Genomic DNA, 21,471 nt, shown 5'->3' on the forward strand with positions numbered 1-21,471 from the left:
TGACCTGCGCCTGTACCTACTGTAACTGGAGTTCCGTTCAGCGTATCATTTGCTGTCAGAGAAATTGTCGTTCCGCCAGTGTTGCTGTTGATTGCTGTTGTTGTTTCGGTTACTGCGTCGATTACCGGAATCACAATCGGAGCATTTACTGTCAAGCTAACCGAAGCAGTCGAGCAGTTTGATGCATTGGTCTTGTCGCAGATTGAGTACGTCAATGTGTAAGTTCCCGCAGGAGCATTTGCGCCAAGCGTTGCAATTCCTGTTGAAGGATCAAGCGTTAAATAACCTGAAGCATCTGGAACTGTCGTTGTGATTTTCACTTCTGAAGCAGTCAGAGGCTGTCCATTTCTTGTATCGTTGTCAACAACTGAAATTATGGTTTGAGGCTGATAAGAAACTGTAACCGAAGCCGGATTATCAGCATTGGCAACTAAAACATCGCCCACAACCTGAATATAGCTTTTAACAGTATCGCAATTCAATGCATGATCATTGTCGCAGATCGTGTATTCCACTTCATAATTTCCTGAAGCTGTTCCCGGAGCTACAGTAATAGTTTTATCCGCATTCAACGTCAATCCCGCAGGAAGTGTGCTGATAAGCGTAAAATCAACCTGACCTGCGCCTGTACCTACTGTAACTGGAGTTCCGTTCAGCGTATCATTTGCTGTCAGAGAAATTGTCGTTCCGCCCGTGTTGCTGTTGATTGCTGTAGTAGTTTCTGTTACTGCATCGATTACAGGTCTTTCAATAACAATTTTGACAGTTGCAGAATCACAAACACTACTGTCTGCCGACATACAAATCGTGTAAGTAATTGAATAAGTTCCTGCAAGTGTATTTGGAGCAACTGTAATTGTTCCATCAGCATTAAACACTATTCCTGTTGGAAGTGTACTGGTTGAAACAGTTACATCTGCCGGTAAAAATGATGAACCATTTATTTTATCATTGACAAAAACAGTTGAAATAGCTCCTCCTGCCGCTCCATTTATTACAGCTGGGAAATCATCTTGCGCACAAATATAATTTACGATTTTAACGTCAGATGAAGCTGTCGATTTACAACCTTGATCATCAGTAACAGTATAATTATAAGTGTTTCCAGCTGTTAATCCTGTAATGGTGGTTGAAGCAGCATTTCCAGAAATATTTCCAGGGTTTATTGTCCAAGTTCCTGCTGGCAGACCACTCAATACGACGCTAGCCGTTGATGATGTACATGTTGGCTGTGTAATTAACCCAACAATTGGACTTGAAACATTTATTACTGTCAATTGAAGTTCCTGATCAGCCGTGCATCCGCTATTTGAAACTGTGTAAGTTCCAGCTGTCGTATAGGCTGTTGAATTTACCGACCATTTATATGTATCTCCCGAGCAGATAGTAGCAGTAGTTATAACTTTCGCAGGTTTTGAATTTACAGTGACATTTACCAATGTTCTCGGACTTTCACAATTATCTAAAGTCTGACTTACATAATATGATCCCGTTGCAAGAATATCTGTACCAGCATATAATGTTCCGTTTGCCAAAGCATTATACCATTTTAAGCCACTTCCAGTAGCGATTAAATCGTTTATAGTTTTCGCATCAGCAAAACAAAAGGTTTGAGACGAAGCTACAGGAGCTGACGGAACAGTTTTTGGCGCAGCAGTTCCTGAGCCCAAAGCGCTTGTACATCCGTTTACCGTCTGTGTAACTGAATATGTTCCCACTGTAGAAACCGTGATGGATGAAGTTGTTTCTCCGGTGCTCCATAACAATGTTCCCGCAGCCGATGTCGTCAAAGTCGATGTGCCGTCACAGTTGTTTGTAACGTTAACGGTTGGCGTTGATGGAGTCGATTTCGGCGCAGCAGTTCCTGAACCCGCAGCACTCGTACAGCCGTTTACTGTCTGTGTAACTGAGTATGTTCCCGCTGTAGAAACCGTGATGGATGAAGTCGTTTCTCCGGTGCTCCATAACAATGTTCCCGTTGCCGATGTTGTCAAATTCGATGTGCCGTCACAGTTGTTTGAAACGTTAACGGTTGGCGTTGATGGAGTTGTTTTCGGCGCGGCAATTCCTGAGCCGGAAGCGCTTGTACAGCCGTTTACCGTCTGTGTTACAGTATATGTGCCTGGTGTATTAACCGTGATGGATGAAGTCGTTTCTCCTGTGCTCCATAACAATGTTCCCGCAGCCGATGTAGTCAATGTCGATGTGCCGTTGCAGTTGTTTGTAACGTTAACAATTGGCGTTGATGGAGTCGATTTCGGCGCAGCAATTCCTGAGCCGGAAGCGCTTGTACAGCCGTTTACCGTCTGCGTTACAGTATATGTTCCCGCTGTAGAAACTGTAATGGATGAAGTCGTTTCTCCAGTGCTCCACAACAATGCTCCTGCAGCCGATGTCGTCAATGTCGATGTGCCGTTGCAGTTGTTTGTAACGTTTACAGTTGGCGTTGATGGAGTCGATTTCGGCGCAGCAATTCCTGAGCCAGCCAAACTTGTACATCCGTTTACTGTCTGTGTTACAGTATATGTGCCTGCTGTAGAAACCGTGATGGATGAAGTCGTTTCTCCAGTGCTCCACAACAATGTTCCTGTAGCCGATGTCGTCAATGTCGATGTGCCGTTGCAGTTGTTTGTAACGTTTACAACTGGCGCTGATGGAGTCGATTTCGGCGCAGCAGTTCCTGAGCCTGCCAAGCTCGTACAGCCGTTTACCGTCTGTGTCACAGTATATGTTCCCGCTGTAGAAACCGTAATGGATGAAGTCGTTTCTCCAGTGCTCCACAACAATGCTCCTGCAGCCGATGTCGTCAATGTCGATGTGCCGTTGCAGTTGTTTGTAACGTTTACAGTTGGCGTTGATGGAGTCGATTTCGGCGCAGCAATTCCTGAGCCAGCCAAACTTGTACATCCGTTTACTGTCTGTGTTACAGTATATGTGCCTGGTGTATTAACCGTGATGGATGAAGTCGTTTCGCCCGTGCTCCACAACAATGCTCCTGCAGCCGATGTCGTCAATGTCGATGTGCCGTTGCAGTTGTTTGTAACGTTTACAACTGGTGTTGACGGAGTCGTTTTTGGCGCAGCAATTCCTGAGCCCGAAGCGCTTGTACAGCCGTTTATCGTCTGTGTAACTGAATATGTTCCCGCTGTAGAAACCGTGATGGATGAAGTCGTTTCTCCGGTGCTCCATAACAATGTTCCTGTAGCCGACGTCGTTAATGTCGATGTGCCGTTGCAATTGTTTGTAACGTTTACGGTTGGCGTTGACGGAATAGTATTAACTGTAACATTTACAGGTGCTGAAGGTGCGCTTACACAACCTGATGCATTTGTTACTTGGACACTATAACTACCTGGAGTAGAAACAGTGATAGATTGGGTTGTTGCACCATTCGACCATAAATAACCAATTCCACTTGTTGAAGTCAATACAACATTCCCTCCTGCGCAAAGTGTTGTAGAGCTTCCTGCGGAAATGCTTGGTGTTGCTGGTGTAGGATTTACAGTAACTGATACCAAAATTCTCGAGCTTTCACAATTATTAAGCGTTTGGCTTACGTAATAGTTTGCTGAAGATAGTATCTCTGTTCCGTTAAAAGCTGTTCCACCTGAACTTGCACTATACCATTTTAAATTTGTTCCCGAGGTAACAACTAAATCATTTACTTTTTTAGCATCACCTGCACAAAATGTTTGAGAATTCGCCGTTGGAACTGGTGTATTATAAACTGTAACCGAAACTGCTGTTCTTGGGCTTTCGCAATTATTCAAAGTCTGAGTAACATAGTAAGTCCCCGTGGCTAATGTCTCCGTACCACCATATGCTGTCCCGCCTGCACTAGCATTGTACCATTTTAAATTTGTACCTGTAGTTACAACTAAGTTGTTTACTTTTTTAGCATCTGGCAAACAGAATGATTGAGCTGGAGCAGTTGGCGCAGCTGTAGTATTTACAGTAACAGCTAATGCAGTTCTTGGACTTTCGCCACAACTGTTTGACTGGCTTACATAATAATTTTTTGTAGATAGTGTCTCTGTCCCGTCATAAAGTGTTCCTCCTGAACTTGCACTGTACCATTTTAAGTTACTTCCTGTGGCAATTAAATTACTTACTGTTTTGCCATCGGTAGCACAAAAAACCTGCGATGAAGCAGTTGGTGCTGATGGAATATCATTTATGGTTACCTGCACTAAAGTTCTTGCACTTTCACCGCAACTATTTGCGGTTTGGCTAACGTAATAATTTCCAGAAACTACAGTGTCTGTTCCCTTATATTTTGTTCCGCCGGTTGCTGCACTATACCATTTTAAATTACTCCCTGTAGCAACTAAATCATCGAATGTTTTATTTTCAACAGCACAATAGGTCTGAGCTGAAGCAACTGGTGCGGACGAAGAACTAATTGTAACCTTCACTGCTTTCCTGCTACTTTCACAACCGTTTGTCCCAGTTTGACTCACATAATACGTACGTGCTGTTAATGGAGTATTTACTGCATATTGTGTTCCATTTGTAGCTGCATCATACCATTTTAAACTTGACCCTGTCGCTATTAAATCGCCTACAGTCTTGTTTTCAGAAGCACAAAATGATTGATCAGAAGCAGTTGGAATAGCTGGTTTAACAGTAACTGTTATTGGATTGGAGCTATCACTGGTACATCCTGAACTGCTTACTATTTTAAGAGAATAAACGCCATCCGCATTAATCGTAACGCTTTGAGTGGTGGCTCCATTTGACCATAAATAAGTACTTCCTCCGTAAAAGGCTGCATTATCAACAGCTTTTAAAACTATACTTCCAGAGTTACCGCATGTTGCACTATCGGCATTAACATTAATTACTGGAGCAGATGGTTTTGGATTGACGGTCACCACAACTGATTTCACTACCGAACATCCCTCAGCTGAAACTGCTTTTATATAATAAGTTCCTGCAATTGCGGAAGTTGGGTTTGGATAAACCGTAGTTGCCGTTGCATTTGTATAATATGAAAAAGTCAAATTACTAGAACTCCCCGCTGTAACTGCTGCCGCTGTTAAATCACCTGTAGCAGGTGAACAAACAGTTATTGGATTAGTTACCAGAGTAACAACTGGATTAGGATTTACCGCCGCACTTGCTGAGTTATTTGCTGTATTTGTATCTATAGAAGCAGGTAGCGACGCTGTGTTGGTATAGTTGCCTGATGATTTTACAGTTGCTGTAATTTTTAATGTAACAGATGTCTGAGCATCTACATCGCCAATACTCCAAATTCCTGTCGCAGAATCATAATTCCCTACCGACGGAGTTGCACTAACGAAAGTATAGCCCGAAGGAAGCAAATCATTTACTGAAACCCCTGAAACATTATTTCCTCCTAAATTGCTGACTTTAACTGTAAATTCCACATTAGATCCAACACATGGCTTTGCGTTATCAACGGTTTTTGTAATTCCAAGATCTGTACATAAAGTAACACTAATTGGTTTCGATTGGGTTTGTGCACCACAGGCCAAAGTCCAAGAAACCGTATAATTACCAGTTTTAGTTGCTGTATAAGTTGAAGAAGTTGCGCCACTGATCGCCGTTCCGTTATAATACCACTGGTATGGCGCAAAGTTAGGCAGCGTTGTAAGGGCTGCTGTATTATTTGTACATCCGCCACCGGCAATATATGTTAAAGTAGGATCTTCTGGCTGTGCGGCAAAATTCGAGAAAAATCCTGCCATCGAAAATCCTCCTCCTTGCTGTACAATAGATACTGTCATTTTACTAGCGCTCGAAATAGAAAGAACATTCGGGCTATTTATTTGAGTATCTTCAAAATTTATTAAATACCAGCCCGTAGTTCCTAATTGATGACGTGCTGCAATCCCGGTGATCGTTTCAATATTAGTTCCGTTTACCTTTACTTCATCCGTTTTGCTTCTTAAAAGAATATATCCGAAGTAAGGCAATGAACCTGTTCCATAATCTCTAAATTTTGCAGTTTCTATAAAATTAGACCCTCCACATTCTGATACTGGAGCGATTGTAGAAATATCAACTTCACAAGATTGCGCTGTCCCTGAATAAACAACAATTTTATTATTTGCAGAAACTCGTGAAGCAGAAAATGGTGTATCTAAACTACCATTATTAAAAGTATAGAAACTTCCGGCTGTTGTTAGTGTATAATTTGTTGTTGCTGTAAGCACACCAGAAGGTGAATAGGTGTCAATTACTAAATTTGTATTGTCTTTTGTTGCAACAATAGTTGTTTTTTCGGCTGTATTATTTCCTTTACCTCTTTCAATAAAGTATTCAGTACCCAAAACCGATTCAGGTGGAATTTGATTGTAGGCACTATCACCACAACCATCTGGCGTATCAATTGCCGCCGATGTATTCATTACAGCTGGACTTGAAGACTCGACTAACGTTCCAATAGGAGCTTTAAATAAATAACTTTGTCCTGCATTTAATGTAGTTGTTACGGCATTATTGATTTTGACAGTAGTATTATCAACTGTTGCCATAATCGAATAAATTGGCCTTTGATCACCATAATTATTAAAATTTCCTAGAGAACCATCTCTATAATATCCAACTCTAAAACGTATTCCAAGACCAGCATCACCAAAACTTGTCAACGCAGCATTACCCTTAAGATAAGCATCATTATTATCTCCCGATTTATCATCTGAAGCAACATTTCGCATATTCACTGACGTTGGTCCAGTACTTGTAACAATTAATCCTGCGCCATTAATTACAGTATTTAATGCATACATTGGAAGATTTTTCGCCAAAAGACTAAATCTGTAAATGGCCGGATTTCCTTTTACTGCCGATAAAGTTGTCTCCACAGTACTATTACTCCTAGCCACTGTAATAGTAACGGGAGTATCTGAATTTGTAGCAATTACGATTTCATTTGATTTACTAAAATACTGCCAAGGCGCCGGTGCTATATAATGTTTTGTATAGAACTGAGCCGAAGCACTGTAACTAATCAGTAATAAAAATGCAATAAAAAAGGTTAGCCTAGAAAATCTAGACTGAGAAGAAGTAGTGTTATGCATAGACAGACTGGGTATTAGTTTTGGAAAATAAAATGGCAAAACCCGAAAACCAAAACTTGATTTTTAGATTTTTAAGCAGATACGTAAAATTTAAATGGATGGATTTCTTGTATTTGAAAAAAGACTTTTCAAACTGATAGAAATAATTATGAAGTAATTGGACCATAATAATATTAGGTTCGAGACGTATTTGCCTTTTGGTTAAATGAGTAGATTTGGTGTCGCGAAAATAGATAAACACCTAATAACTAGCTACATTAGTCGACAAACTACCTATAAAAACGTTGAATAACACCTTTTTTCATCTAAAATTAGCATCAAGAATTCCCAAAAGTGCTTATTTCACAATAAAACCGAAGAATTTTCCTAAAACATTGCTGATTAATCATAGTTTCAGGAAATTTTAAAGATAAAAATCAAAATATCTTACAAAATCAAAAATATTGCTTGTCTCTGAAGTCCTTAACATTTGTTTGTTCTTTCTTACTTTAGAAATCAGAATTTCTAGGATGACATTTTAATTTAGAATGTAGTCTTTTCAAATATGTAACTTAGAAATAAAATTGCTCTCTGCTTTAAAATTTTCATCTTGTCCGAAATACTTAACAAAAATAAAAATCTTGAAAATCAGCTATTTGAAATAAAAAAAACAAAATAAATAAAGTTTTTATCGAGTCTAAAATCACTGTTTTCTCTAGAAACAATAAGCACAATTACATAAGATAAATTTCACAAACAAATTACCCCTTATAATTAAAGTTTAAAAAATATAGTGTAAAACTAACATAATCAAATGTGTCATTTATCGACAACAATAATCGATAAAATGCTTTCATCGTGTTTTATTTCCTACAAAGCACAAAAGCACACGTATCAAACTAAAAAAGAGCGCCTTACAAAAAACACTTGTTGGTTTAAATAAAAAGTAGAAAATTTTTACAGATTGCAATTAGTTTAAAGTGCCATCTTAGTTTTATTTTAAGAAGGAGATATTTCGTTTTAACCCCTCAAACTTTGTTCTTTTAATTGGAGAATTTTTAAAAACAGCCCGAAAAGTTTCTTCAGTAATTTCTGTCCAGTCTTTTTTTGAGAAGGAAAGCAGTTCTGGATTAGGGTTGAATAATGGTTCTGAATGAGGCTTTGAAAAACGGTTCCACGGACAAACATCTTGGCAAGTATCGCAGCCAAACATCCATTCATCAAATTTACCTTTCATTTCATAAGGAATATTTTCCTTTAGTTCTATAGTAAAATAAGATATGCACTTGCTACCATCTACAACATAAGGCGCCACAATTGCTTGTGTTGGGCATGCATCAATACAGGCGGTGCAGGACCCGCAATGATCAGTTACTTTGTAATCATATTCCAAATCAAGATCTAAGATTAATTCTGCAATAAAATAGAAAGAACCAACCTTTTGAGTTATTAAATTACTGTTTTTTCCAATCCAGCCCAAACCGCCTTTTGCCGCCCAAGCCTTATCGAGAACCGGAGCCGAATCCACGAATGCTCGACCAGAAACTGCACCAATATTCTCTTGAATTGAATGTAGCAACTCTTTTAATTTCTCTTTAATTACATAGTGATAATCTTGCCCGTAAGCATATTTTGATATTTTAAAACTATCATCATTTTGCGATTCTGAAGGATAATAATTAAGAAGTAGAGAAACTACGCTTTTAGCATCATCAACCAGTAAAGTCGGATCTAAACGTTTGTCAAAATGGTTTTCCATATACGCCATCTGGCCATTATGATTATTATTCAACCATTTTTCTAAACGTGGAGCTTCTTCTTCCAGAAATCCCGCTTTAGATATACCACACGAAAGAAACCCAAGCCTTTTAGCTTCTTCTTTTATAAATTTCGAATATGTTTCTTTCGCATTAATACTCATCTTTTAGATAATGAAATTTCGACATTCACAGGCTTTAAAGTCACCAACGGATTAAATTCAACAGTAGCAGTACTTGATACAACGACGTACCGCTTAACGATCTGAGAAATCGCCAAACACATCTCGTACATAGCAAAACCAGAACCGATACACATACGCGGTCCGGCCCCGAACGGATAAAAATATTGCATCGACTGTTTCTTTTGTTCACCCAAAAAACGTTCTGGCATAAACTTTTCTGGATCTTTCCAATATTTAGGATTTCGATGCAATTCAAAAAATGAAATCCCAATTAGAGTCCCTTTTTTAATTTTGAAATTACCAACAACATCATCTTCGATATTCTGTCTATCCGTAATCCAAGCCGGAGGATATAAACGCATCGATTCATTCAAAACGGCATTTATATATGCCATTTTCTGAAGTTGCTCTATAATATTGTCTGTTTCTGCCTCAATTTCAATAATCTCCTCAAAAACTTTTTGTTGCACTTCTGGATTAGTTCCCAAAAAATGAAGCGTAAAAGTCAGCGCATTTGCAGTGGTTTCATGCCCCGCAATAAACAAAACTTTTATCTCATCAATTAATTGCTTCATTGACATCGATTCTCCGGTATCTTCATATCGGGTACCCATCAACATGGCAAGCAGATCATTAAAATCTTCATTTGAGGCACTTCTCTCTTCAATAATTTCTTTAATGATTCTGTTATTTTCTTCAGCTAATTTTAAATGCTTTTTTACTTGACCGCTTAAAGAAAACCATAAAGCCTTATGCGGAAGTCTTATTTCCTTGACCAAAAACTTTTGAACTTCTTCAATTATAAATTTAATTCTATGCAGTTTTTCGTCAGAAATTGAAAATTCAAATAATGATTTCGCAACAACATTAAAAGCTAATTGGCTCATTACCGGAAAAACATTAAAAATTTCATTTTCTTTTAAATTATCAATTTCAGAAATTATAGTCTTATTCATATTATCTACCAACATATTCATTTTTTGCTTATGAAATGCCGGCTGAATAAGTCTACGTTGTTGTAGCCAGAAATCGCCATCACTAGTCAAAAGTCCTTTTCCCAAATATTTGGAAAGATAAACAGACTGGAACTTGGACTTACGATAATTTTTTTGGTTATTAACTAAAATATATTGAGCAATTTCATTATCTCTTGACAGAATTAAGTGTTTAGAAAAACCAATTTTTAGCGAAAATGAGTCACCTAATTTATTAAAATAGCGTTTATGAAAAGGTATTGGATTTCTACGAACACCTTCAGCATCACGAAAAAATCTCAATATAGATAGTTTATTTGGGTAATTATATTTTTTGTCTGATGACATAAAATTGATTTAAAACAAACCTCCTTGAATGTTAGTGTTTATTTTTCCAAGATGTTTGTATGCTTTATCAGTAACCTCACGTCCTCGAGGAGTACGCATAATAAAGCCTTCCTGAATTAAAAATGGTTCATAAACTTCTTCAATAGTTTCACTGCTTTCAGAAACTGCAGTTGCTAAAGTCGAAAGTCCTACTGGCCCGCCTTTGAATTTATTTATGATAGTCAATAAGATTTTGTTATCCATCTCATCAAGCCCGTTCGCATCAACATTTAAGGCTTTTAACGCATATTTAGAAATTTCCAAATCGATTCGTCCATTACCTTTTATCTGCGCAAAATCACGAACTCTTCGCAATAATGCATTTGCAATACGAGGAGTTCCTCGGCTTCGACCAGCAATTTCAATTGCTGCTTCCAAATCGATGGGCATTTTTAAAATCGAGGCACTTCTTTCAACAATCGTAGTTAAAAGTTCGGTAGTATAATATTGTAAACGAGATGAGATACCAAAACGAGCTCTCATAGGCGCAGTTAATAAACCTGAACGAGTTGTCGCTCCAATTAATGTAAATGGATTCAAATTAATCTGTACTGTTCTCGCATTAGGACCAGATTCGATCATAATGTCGATTTTAAAATCCTCCATTGCTGAATATAAATATTCCTCAACAACTGGACTTAATCGATGAATTTCATCTATGAACAAAACATCACGTTCATCTAGATTAGTTAGTAATCCAGCCAAATCACCCGGTTTATCTAATACTGGCCCAGAAGTTATTTTTATTCCGACTTGAAGCTCATTAGCCAAAATATTAGCCAATGTAGTTTTTCCAAGACCAGGAGGCCCATGAAAAAGAGCATGATCAAGTGCCTCACCGCGCTGATTTGCAGCGGCAACAAAAACTTTTAAATTTTCTAAAACTTGATCTTGTCCAGCAAAATCATCAAATGACAGCGGACGCAATCTTTTTTCAAGATCTAATTCTTCTGGGTTGTATCCTTTTGTAGTAGGATCTAGATTTTCATTCATTCTACAAAGATATAGAAACTAATCAGTTTGTAAAATAGCAAAGAAGAACGTTTAAGAAATTAACTAAACAAAAAAAGACTATCATTTCTGATAGTCTTTTTTAATATTTCTAGTGGTGTAAAACTTCTTCACCTTCTTTCATTGGTACATTTTGAGGAACAAAATCTACATCATGATTTGGATTACTATAGTCATACGGCCAACGATATACGTGAGGAATTTCACCTGGCCAGTTACCGTGAATATGCTCAACAGGAGTTGTCCACTCTAAAGTTGTTGATCTCCAAGGATTCTGAACTGCTTTCTTACCGTAGAAAATACTAGAGAAGAAATTGTATAAGAATACTAACTGGAACGCACCTCCTACAAGAGCAAATGTTGTAATTAAAACATTCACATTTTGTAAATCATCAAATAACGGGAAGTTTGTGTTTGTATAATAACGTCTTGGTAAACCAGCTAATCCAATAAAGTGCATTGGGAAGAATACTCCATAAGCACAAACAGCAGTTACCCAGAAGTGAATATAACCTAAGTTCTTATTCAACATTCTTCCATACATTTTAGGGAACCAGTGGTAAATACCAGCAAACATTCCATAAAGTGCAGAGATACCCATTACTAAGTGAAAGTGAGCAATTACGAAATAAGTATCGTGAACGTTAATATCTAAAGTACTATCTCCTAAAATAATTCCAGTTAAACCTCCAGTAATGAAAGTAGAAACCATTCCGATAGAGAATAACATTGCTGGGTTGAATTGTAAGTTACCTTTCCATAAAGTTGTGATCCAGTTAAATGCTTTTACAGCAGATGGAATTGCAATCAATAAAGTAGTAAAGGTAAACACAGATCCTAAGAAAGGATTCATACCAGAAATAAACATATGGTGACCCCATACAATTGTAGATAAGAATGCAATTGCAAGAACTGACATAATCATCGCTCTATATCCGAAAATTGGTTTACGAGCGTTCGTAGCCATAATTTCAGACACAAGACCCATCGCTGGCAAGATTACGATATAAACCTCAGGGTGACCTAAGAACCAGAATAAGTGCTCAAACAATACTGGAGAACCTCCTTGGTAGTGTAAAACCTCTCCTGCTATATAGATATCAGACAAGAAGAATGAAGTTCCAAAACTTCTATCAAAAATCAACAATAAAGCTGCAGATAATAATACTGGGAATGAAATAACACCAATAATAGCTGTTACGAAAAATGTCCAGATTGTAAGAGGAAGTCTAGTCATAGACATTCCTTTAGTTCTTAAATTGATTACTGTTACAATGTAGTTTAATGACCCCATTAAAGAAGATGCAATAAAGATAGCCATCGAAACTAACCATAAAGTCATACCAGTTCCAGATCCAGGGATCGCTTGTGGCAATGCACTCAATGGAGGATAAATCGTCCAACCTGCAGAAGCTGGTCCAGCTTCAACAAATAAAGAAGATACCATAATAACAGCAGATAAGAAAAATAACCAGTATGAAATCATATTCATAAATCCTGAAGCCATATCTCTAGCTCCAATTTGAAGTGGAATAAGCAAGTTACTAAAAGTACCACTTAAACCAGCTGTCAGTACAAAGAATACCATTATGGTACCGTGAATTGTAACTAAAGCTAGATAAATATCATTAGCCATTACTCCGTCAGGTGCAAATTTATCGCCTAATAAAACATTAAATATTTTAAAAGACTCCTCTGGCCAAGCCAATTGCATTCTGAAAAGCAAAGACATTACGATACCAATAATCCCCATTATAATACCTGTAATCAAGTATTGCTTGGCAATCATTTTGTGGTCAATACTAAAGATATATTTAGTAATGAATGTGTCTTTATGATGATGTTCGTGCTCGTGATCGTGTCCGTGATCGTGACCGTGCGCTTCTGCTGACATATATGTGTACTTTAAATTTTCTTAATAATATTATTTAACCGCAACTTTAGCAACAGTTGCTTTAACAGTGTCAATAACAGCCTTAACTGTATCAATTACTTTAGCAGCTGTATCTGTAGTTGGAGCAGTTCCTTCCGCTGGTTTTTCAGCAGCTTTCGCAGCTTTAATATCTTGAGCTAGAGTTGTTTTCTCGCTTAACCATTTTTTATAGTCTTCTGGAGTATCAACTACAACTTTCATTTGCATGTTGTAATGAGAAGCTCCACAAATTTTATTACATAATAATAAATAATCAAATGTATAAGGATCTAAAGCAGTACCGCCTTTAGCAACTAGCTCAGCACTTTTTGCAGCTCTAAGTTTATTGATATTAGCTACTTTTTCAACCATAAAAGGCAATTCTCTGTATTCTGCAGTTGTGTAAGTAGGAACGAAAGCAAATTCAGTTACCATTCCAGGTACACAGTTCATCTGCGCTCTAAAGTGAGGCATATAAGCTGAGTGCAATACATCTTGAGAACGCATTTTGAAGTGTATCTTTTTTCCTTTTGGAATATGCAATTCAGTAACTACAATATCATCTTGAGCATTAGGATCAGACATATCAACACCTAATGTATTTACACCTTCAATTAAACGTACGTTAGCTTTACCTAAAACATTATCTTGACCTGCATATCTTGCTGTCCATTTAAATTGTTGAGCATATAACTCAATCTCAACTACGTCTTCATCTTTATCAACAAACATAATGTTGTTCCAAGCATACAATCCGTAAAGAATTAAACAAGCTAAGACTACAGATGGAATAATACTCCAGATTGCTTCTAATTTATTACTGTCTGCAAAAAATAAAGCTTTTCTATTTTTATTTCCTCTATTTTTAAAAGAAAACCAATACAATAAACCTTGAGTAATAACTTGAACTGTAAAAATCAAAACCCAAGTAATATTCATTAAGTTATCTACTAAAAGTCCATGCTCAGAAGCAGGAGTATGAAGTGCTAAATTACCCCATTTAAGTAAACCATAAATCGTAAATATATAAATGAAAGCTAAAAAGCCAAACATAATATATCCTTGAACATTATTATCATTATCTGATGCAACCTGCGAATCGTCCGAAGAAGAACCTACCTGCGTAAGATCAAATATCTTCGTCAATTGCCATAATGCAACTGCTAATAAAACTACAACTATAATTACCAACAAACTTGTCATCTGTTTACTTCTTTAAATATTAATAATGAAAATGTTTACTTTCTTCAATGAAAGGATTTCTTTTTGCTAACAAAGGAGCTTTAGTTAATGCTGTAAATACAACAAAAATAAACAAACCTAAGAAGAAAAGAATAGATGCAATTTCAGGAACACCAATAAACCATTTGTCTCCAACAGTACCAGGCATAATCATATTAAAGAAGTCAACATAGTGACCCAATAAGATAACAGTACCAGCCATTACAATTACCCAATTAAGACGTTTGAAATCTGTATTGATTAATATTAATAATGGGAAAACAAAGTTCATAACTACAGCGCCAAAGAATGGCAAGTTATATAATTGAATTCTTGTTACAAAGTAAGTTACCTCTTCTGGAATGTTAGCATACCAAATCAACATGAATTGAGAGAACCATAAATAAGTCCAGAAAACGCTAATACCAAACATGAATTTAGCTAAATCATGGATATGGCTTGTATTTACATATTCTAAATATCCTTTAGATTTCAAATAGATTGTTACCAAAGCAATACTCGTGATACCACTTACAAAGAATGAAGCGAATACATACCAACCAAATAATGTACTGAACCAGTGTGGATCAAATGACATAATCCAATCCCATGACATAATTGATTCTGATACGATAAAGAATACCAAGAATCCAGCAGAAGCCTTGAAATTCTTCTTGTAATAAAGATCATCATTTGCCTCATCTTGAGCCAAACAATTCTTTCTAGAATAAATTCTATATAAATTCCATCCTAATAAAAAGATGAAAGCTCTAGCAATCCAAAAAGGGAAATTTAAATATCCAGATTTTCCAGCTATGATCGCATCATAATCAGCATGTTTCGGATCTGTAACGTGCTCACCTAACCAAACAAAAATATGATTAAAATGCAATCCACATAAAACTAAAATAATAAAGAAAATTATTGAACCAGCTGGTAAATAAGCAGTGATACCTTGCATTACTCTAAATAAAACTGGAGACCAACCTGCTTGCGCAACTTGTTGAATAGCATAGAATGCTAAAACCCCCATTGAAAGCAGTAAAAAGAAAATACAAGCCACATATAATGCAGACCAAGGCTTGTTTTGCAATTGGTGTAAAACATGCTCTAAATGTTTTTCGTGCTCATCTGCACCAGAAACTTCTGCTTGCTTTGCTCCTTTATGTTCTTCATGTGAAGCTTCAGCAGATTCGTTATGACCTGCCTCTTTATGTGAAGCCTCTGCAGACTCCTCATGTCCAGCTCCATGTGAACCATGAGCATCCGCTGCTAGTATTTTTTCAACTTCTTGAATATCTTTAGGTGCACTTAAAAAACCATACCCAATTCCCAATAGTCCTAGAACCATTAAGATGATAGAAAAAGTTTTTAATTTACTTGAAAATGTATACATATCTATTACGATCAGTTTGTTCAACAATTATAATTGGCTTCTTAGTTTTAGAACATAGTCAGCAACTAACCAACGTTCATGGGCACTTAATTGATTTGCATGTGAACCCATTGCATTCAGACCATAAGTTTCAACGTGAAAGATACTTCCTTCAGTAATGTCTCTGTCTTTATAGTTAGGCACTCCAAGAAATTTCTCTCTCTCAACCAATTTACCTTTACCATTACCAGCTGCACCGTGACAGCTAATACAGTAAATTTCGAAAAGCTCTTTCCCTTTTCCAGAATTTCTCTCCTCTTCAGTTAAAGGAGATTTTAAATTAGCTTTTGCTAATTCATATCCAGCAGTTGAATTTTCATATTCATAAGGCTCAAAACCTCTATTGATAGTTCCTTCAACAGGAAGCTGTCCTTCTTTTCCACCCTTAAATATTTTTGCTTCTGCATAAGGCTCATAACCTACAGACTCATACATATTTGGGAAATACTGATAGTTTGGTGCCGAATTATTGTGGCAAGATGAAACTAAAATAGTTATACCAACTAAAAGTGTTATTTTATATATCCTTTTCATAGCTACAATTAATTCTTTTCAATTACTTTAACTTCAACAGCTCCTGTACCTTCGAAGAAAGAAACTAATTCCGCTTCATTATCGTTTACAGCAACTTCCATTAAGAAATGGTCATCTGTTGTTCTTACATCAGGATTTTCAGCTTGCTTAAATGGCCATAATCTACTTCTCATATAGAAAGTAATAACCATTAAATGCGCAGCAAAAAATACAGTCATCTCAAACATAATCGGCACAAAAGATGGCATATTTTGAATGAAACTAAAACTTGGTTTTCCACCAATATCCTGTGGCCAGTCATGAATCATAATATAACTCATCATGGTTGTTGCAACAGAAATACCAACACATCCATAAAGGAAAGCACAAATTGCTAATCTCGTTGGTGCTAAACCCATGGCTTTATCCAATCCGTGAACTGGGAATGGAGTAAAAACCTCTTCAATATGATGATGAGCAGCTCTGGTTTTCTTTACTGCATCCATCAAAATATCATCGTCATTATAAATGGCGTATATTACTTTATTACTCATGATGTGAATCTTTACTATTTGCTCTTTCTCTAATGTAGTTATCTCCTGTTCCTTTCAAAATTGTTTTTACCTCCGCCTGAGCAATTACAGGGAATGTTCTAGAGTATAATAAAAACAATACAAAGAAGAAACCAATTGTTCCGATGAAAATTCCAATATCAACAAATGTTGGTGAGAACATTGTCCAAGAAGATGGAAGGTAATCTCTATGTAAAGAAGTAACAATGATTACAAATCTTTCAAACCACATTCCGATGTTTACTACAATCGAAATAATAAATGAAAACATGATACTTGTTCTTAATTTTTTAAACCACATAAATTGTGGAGAGAAAACATTACAAGTCATCATTGACCAATATGCCCACCAGTAAGGTCCAGTAGCTCTGTTTAAGAAAGCATATTGCTCATATTCTACACCTGAATACCAAGCTACGAACAACTCAGTGATGTAAGCCACACCAACGATCGAACCTGTAATCATGATAATGATATTCATTAATTCAATATGTTGTAATGTGATGTATGCTTCAAGGTTAGAAACTTTTCTCATAACGATCAACAATGTGTTTACCATCGCAAATCCTGAAAATACCGCTCCAGCAACGAAGTATGGAGGGAAGATTGTTGTATGCCATCCTGGAATTACAGAAGTTGCAAAGTCCATAGATACAATCGTGTGTACAGAAAGTACAAGAGGAGTAGCTAAACCAGCTAATACTAATGATACTTCCTCAAAACGTTGCCAGTCTTTTGCTCTACCGCTCCATCCAAAACTCAAAATAGAATAAACTCTTTTGTTAAATGGAGTAATAGCTCTATCACGAAGCATTGCAAAGTCAGGCAATAAACCAGTCCACCAGAAAACTAATGAAACTGAAAGATAAGTAGAAATTGCAAATACGTCCCATAATAATGGCGAGTTAAAGTTTACCCATAATGATCCAAATTGATTTGGAATAGGTAGAACCCAGTATGCTAACCATGGACGTCCCATGTGAATAATTGGAAATAGACCTGCTTGAACTACAGAGAAAATTGTCATTGCTTCTGCAGAACGGTTAATAGCCATTCTCCAACGTTGACGGAAAAGTAAAAGTACTGCAGAAATCAAAGTTCCAGCGTGACCAATACCAACCCACCAAACGAAGTTAGTAATATCCCAAGCCCAGCCAACTGTTTTATTTAATCCCCATGTTCCAATACCGGTAGATACGGTGTAAATTATACAACCTAATCCCCAAAGGAAGGCTGTTAATGCGATTGAAAATACAATCCACCATTGTTTATTTGCAGGTCCTTCAACAGGCGCTGCCACATCTACAGTTACATCGTGATAAGATTTATCACCAATAACTAAAGGTTTTCTAATGGGTGCTTCGTAGTGAGACGACATAATCCTTTATATTGTTTCTTAATTAATAATTTACTAAGTATTTCTAACTTTAACGTGGTAAACCACATTAGGTTTAGTTCCTACATGCTCTAATAAGTGATACGATCTTTCATCAGCTGCTAATTTAGCAACTTTGCTTTCTTTATCATTTACATCACCAAATATCATCGCTCCAGAAGAACAAGCACTAGAACAAGCAGTTTGGAACTCACCATCAGCAACTGGGCGACCTTCGTTTTTAGCTTTCAATTTAGTAGCTTGTGTCATTTGGATACACATAGAACATTTTTCCATAACTCCACGAGAACGAACGTTTACGTCAGGGTTTAATACCATACGACCTAAATCATCATTCATGTGATAATCGAATTCACTGTTTTTGTTATACAAGAACCAGTTAAAACGACGAACTTTATATGGACAGTTATTTGCACAGTAACGAGTACCAACACATCTATTGTATGCCATGTGGTTTTGCCCCTCACGCCCGTGAGATGTTGCAGCAACAGGACAAACTGTTTCACAAGGTGCGTGATTACAGTGCTGACACATTACCGGTTGGAACGCTACTTGTGGATTCTCTCCAGCTTTCTCCATTTCATTGAATGTAGACAATGAACTAGATAATCCTGCAATTCCTTCTTTTCTTTTATTATCACCTTCAAAAGTGCTTTCAGAAGAATAATATCTGTCAATACGCAACCAGTGCATATCACGGCTTCTTCTTACTTCTGCTTTTCCTACAACTGGAACGTTGTTCTCTGCGTGACAAGCTATAACACAAGCTCCACATCCAGTACAAGCATTTAAGTCGATCGAAAGATTGAAATGATGACCAGTTGAACGATCAAATGATTCCCATAAATCAACAGTTGTAGCTTCAACTTCTTGGTGATCTAAAGATACCATTGGTTTTTCATTCCAATGTTCAGCATCTTGAGTATTAAAAATCTCAAGGGTAGTTTCTTTAATAATATCTCCTCTACCCATTAATGTTTTTTGTCCTTGTACACAAGCAAACTCGTGAACACCATTAGCTTTAGCTAAAGTTATAGACTGAACATTATTAAAGTTTTTATATAAAGCGTAAGCATTAACACCTACTTGCATTTCTTCTTTTAAAGATGCTTTACGACCGTATCCAATTGCAAAACCAATTGTTCCTACAGCTTGTCCCGGCTGCACAATAACTGGAACATTTTCGATTTTTGTACCATCAGCAGTTGTAATTGTGGCATAACTACCATTTAAACCACCGTTAGCAACAATTTCATTTGTTAAATCGCATTTCTTAGCATCAGCATTAGAAACAGTAATATAATTATCCCAAGAAACTCTTGTAATTGGATCTGGAAACTCTTGCAACCAAGGGTTGTTTGCATGCTGTCCATCACCCATACCAGTTTTCGTATATAATACTAACTCAAGACCTCCAACAGATTTTGAATTTGCCAACGCACTTGCAGCACCAGCAGCATCAAAAGCACCGCCAGACAAAGCTGTTGAACCCGTAACAAAAACACCATCATGTAGTACTTTATTCCAAGTAGAACCAGCAATTAAGCTAGAAGAATTAGCTTTAAGATAATCGTAGAAAGTTCCACCAACACCATTTAAAGACAATAATATATCTTGAAATTGTTTTGTATTAAAGATTGGACGGATTGTTGGCTGAGTTAAACTATAAGTTCCTTTTGTAATTACAACATCACCCCAAGACTCTAAATAATGAGGAGCAGGAGCAGCAATTGTTACTACAGAAGCAGTTTCATCTTCTTTTAAAGAAAACGCAACTGAGGTTTTAACTTTTTTCAATCCAGAAACAAAAGAAGCCGAATCAGCTAATGTGTAAACAGGATTAATTCCGCTCATGATTAATGTATGAACACTTCCAGCATTCATATCTTTTAATAATTGAGCAACTGCAACGTTAGAACCTTTTCTAATTTGTCTAGTACCAGCAGTACTAAAAGCTTCACTTGCTAATTTTTGGTTAATCGCCAAAACTAACAACTGAGCATTTTTATCTTCAATTCCAGATACCAAAACCCCTTTAGATCCAGCTGCACTTAATTGCTGCGCTGCTTTCACAACTTCAGCTTTAAAAGCACCATCCAAAGAAACAGGGATTGAAGCACCTAAAATAATATTATAAATTTGAACTAAAGCTTGTTTTTGGTCAGCTGTAGTCATTGGAACACGCTTATCAGCAGCAGCTCCAGATAATGTCATATTCGATTCAAACTGAAAATGACGTGACATTTTTCCGTTTTGCGGAATACGTCCTTTTGCATATCCAGAATCGTATCCTCCACCTTGCCAGTCTCCTAGGAAATCAGCACCAACAGATACAATTAATGAAGCTTTTGAAAAATCATAATCAACTAATGCTCTTTCTCCATAAGCTGCTTCAAATGCATCTAGTGCTTCTGAAGAAGAAACAGCATCATAAACAACATGTTTCGCATTAGGATTTTTAGCAATAAACTCACCTATTAATTTCTCAGTAGATGGACTTGCCAAAGTATTTGTTAATAATACAACTTGTCCGCCTTTTGCTTTTGAATCTGCAAGACTCGCTTTAATTTTTAAATCAACAGCAGACCAACTACTATTTTTTCCTTCCAATTTAGGCTCTTTCAAACGAGTACTATCGTATAATCCCAAGATAGACGCATGAATTCTTGCATTAGCTGCAAATTTAGCACCTTCAATAGTATTGTTTTCAACTTTAATTGGACGACCCTCACGAGTTTTAATCAACAGGTTTGCAAAATCAAAACCATCAAAGACAGTAGTTGCGTAATAATCAGCAACTCCAGGAATGATTTGCTCTGGTTGTAAAACATAAGGGATAGACTTGTGCACAGGACCCTCACAAGCAGCAAGTGTAACAGCAGCTGTACTAAATCCTACGTACTTTAAAAAGTCACGACGTGAAGTTCCAGATGAAGCCAAAGCTTCAGCGTTTCCTAAGAATTCATCAGTTGGAATTTCTTCAACAAATTCGTTATTTCTAAGCGCCTCAACAATAGAACCATTTTCTAGTTCCTCAACACTTTTCCAGTATTTTTTGTTTGATGACATTGTATATAAAT

At 36.8% G+C, this 21,471-nt stretch carries 11 protein-coding genes; all 11 read right to left on the reverse strand.

The genetic code is table 11. From position 1 onward, the window contains the following. Positions 1 to 7,049, reverse strand: a 7,049-nt coding sequence (locus FND99_RS19595; RefSeq protein ID WP_144339622.1) for an Ig-like domain-containing protein, incomplete at its 3' end; no start/stop codon positions are given. A gap of 973 nt (positions 7,050 to 8,022) precedes the next feature. After that, positions 8,023 to 8,949 (reverse strand): tRNA epoxyqueuosine(34) reductase QueG, encoded by a 927-nt coding sequence (gene queG, locus FND99_RS19600; RefSeq protein ID WP_144339623.1) that lies wholly within the window; start codon positions 8,947 to 8,949, stop codon positions 8,023 to 8,025. Next, a complete protein-coding gene (locus FND99_RS19605) occupies positions 8,946 to 10,292 on the reverse strand; it encodes a cytochrome P450 (RefSeq protein ID WP_144339624.1) in 1,347 nt (448 codons plus the stop codon). The genes queG and FND99_RS19605 overlap by 4 nt, the downstream gene beginning before the upstream one ends. A gap of 9 nt (positions 10,293 to 10,301) precedes the next feature. Then, entirely contained in the window at positions 10,302 to 11,324 is a 1,023-nt protein-coding gene (ruvB, locus tag FND99_RS19610; protein ID WP_144339625.1) for a Holliday junction branch migration DNA helicase RuvB, read from the reverse strand. Between the two features lie 109 nt (positions 11,325 to 11,433). Further along, the gene (locus FND99_RS19615) at positions 11,434 to 13,236 is read right to left on the reverse strand and encodes a cytochrome c oxidase subunit I (protein WP_144339626.1); all 1,803 of its coding nucleotides are present in this window, start codon (positions 13,234 to 13,236) and stop codon (positions 11,434 to 11,436) included. 30 nt (positions 13,237 to 13,266) lie between these two features. After that, a complete protein-coding gene (locus FND99_RS19620) occupies positions 13,267 to 14,457 on the reverse strand; it encodes a cytochrome c oxidase subunit II (protein ID WP_144339627.1) in 1,191 nt (396 codons plus the stop codon). 19 nt (positions 14,458 to 14,476) lie between these two features. Continuing rightward, positions 14,477 to 15,871, reverse strand: coding sequence for a quinol:cytochrome C oxidoreductase (locus tag FND99_RS19625; RefSeq protein ID WP_144339628.1), 1,395 nt, complete (start codon positions 15,869 to 15,871; stop codon positions 14,477 to 14,479). A 27-nt stretch (positions 15,872 to 15,898) separates the two neighbouring features. Beyond that, on the reverse strand, positions 15,899 to 16,444 hold the full coding sequence (locus FND99_RS19630) for a cytochrome c (RefSeq protein ID WP_144339629.1): 546 nt from the start codon (positions 16,442 to 16,444) through the stop codon (positions 15,899 to 15,901). Between the two features lie 8 nt (positions 16,445 to 16,452). Further along, positions 16,453 to 16,977, reverse strand: a complete 525-nt coding sequence (locus FND99_RS19635) for a DUF3341 domain-containing protein (RefSeq protein ID WP_025572651.1) — start codon at positions 16,975 to 16,977, stop codon at positions 16,453 to 16,455. Next, positions 16,970 to 18,373, reverse strand: coding sequence for an NrfD/PsrC family molybdoenzyme membrane anchor subunit (nrfD, locus tag FND99_RS19640; protein ID WP_035645274.1), 1,404 nt, complete (start codon positions 18,371 to 18,373; stop codon positions 16,970 to 16,972). Before nrfD ends, FND99_RS19635 begins: the two co-directional genes overlap by 8 nt. A 33-nt stretch (positions 18,374 to 18,406) precedes the next feature. After that, on the reverse strand, positions 18,407 to 21,460 hold the full coding sequence (locus FND99_RS19645) for a TAT-variant-translocated molybdopterin oxidoreductase (protein WP_144339630.1): 3,054 nt from the start codon (positions 21,458 to 21,460) through the stop codon (positions 18,407 to 18,409). Between the last annotated feature and the right edge of the window lie 11 nt (positions 21,461 to 21,471).

The organism is Flavobacterium daemonense (genome assembly GCF_007341385.1).
Lineage (GTDB): Bacteria > Bacteroidota > Bacteroidia > Flavobacteriales > Flavobacteriaceae > Flavobacterium > Flavobacterium daemonense.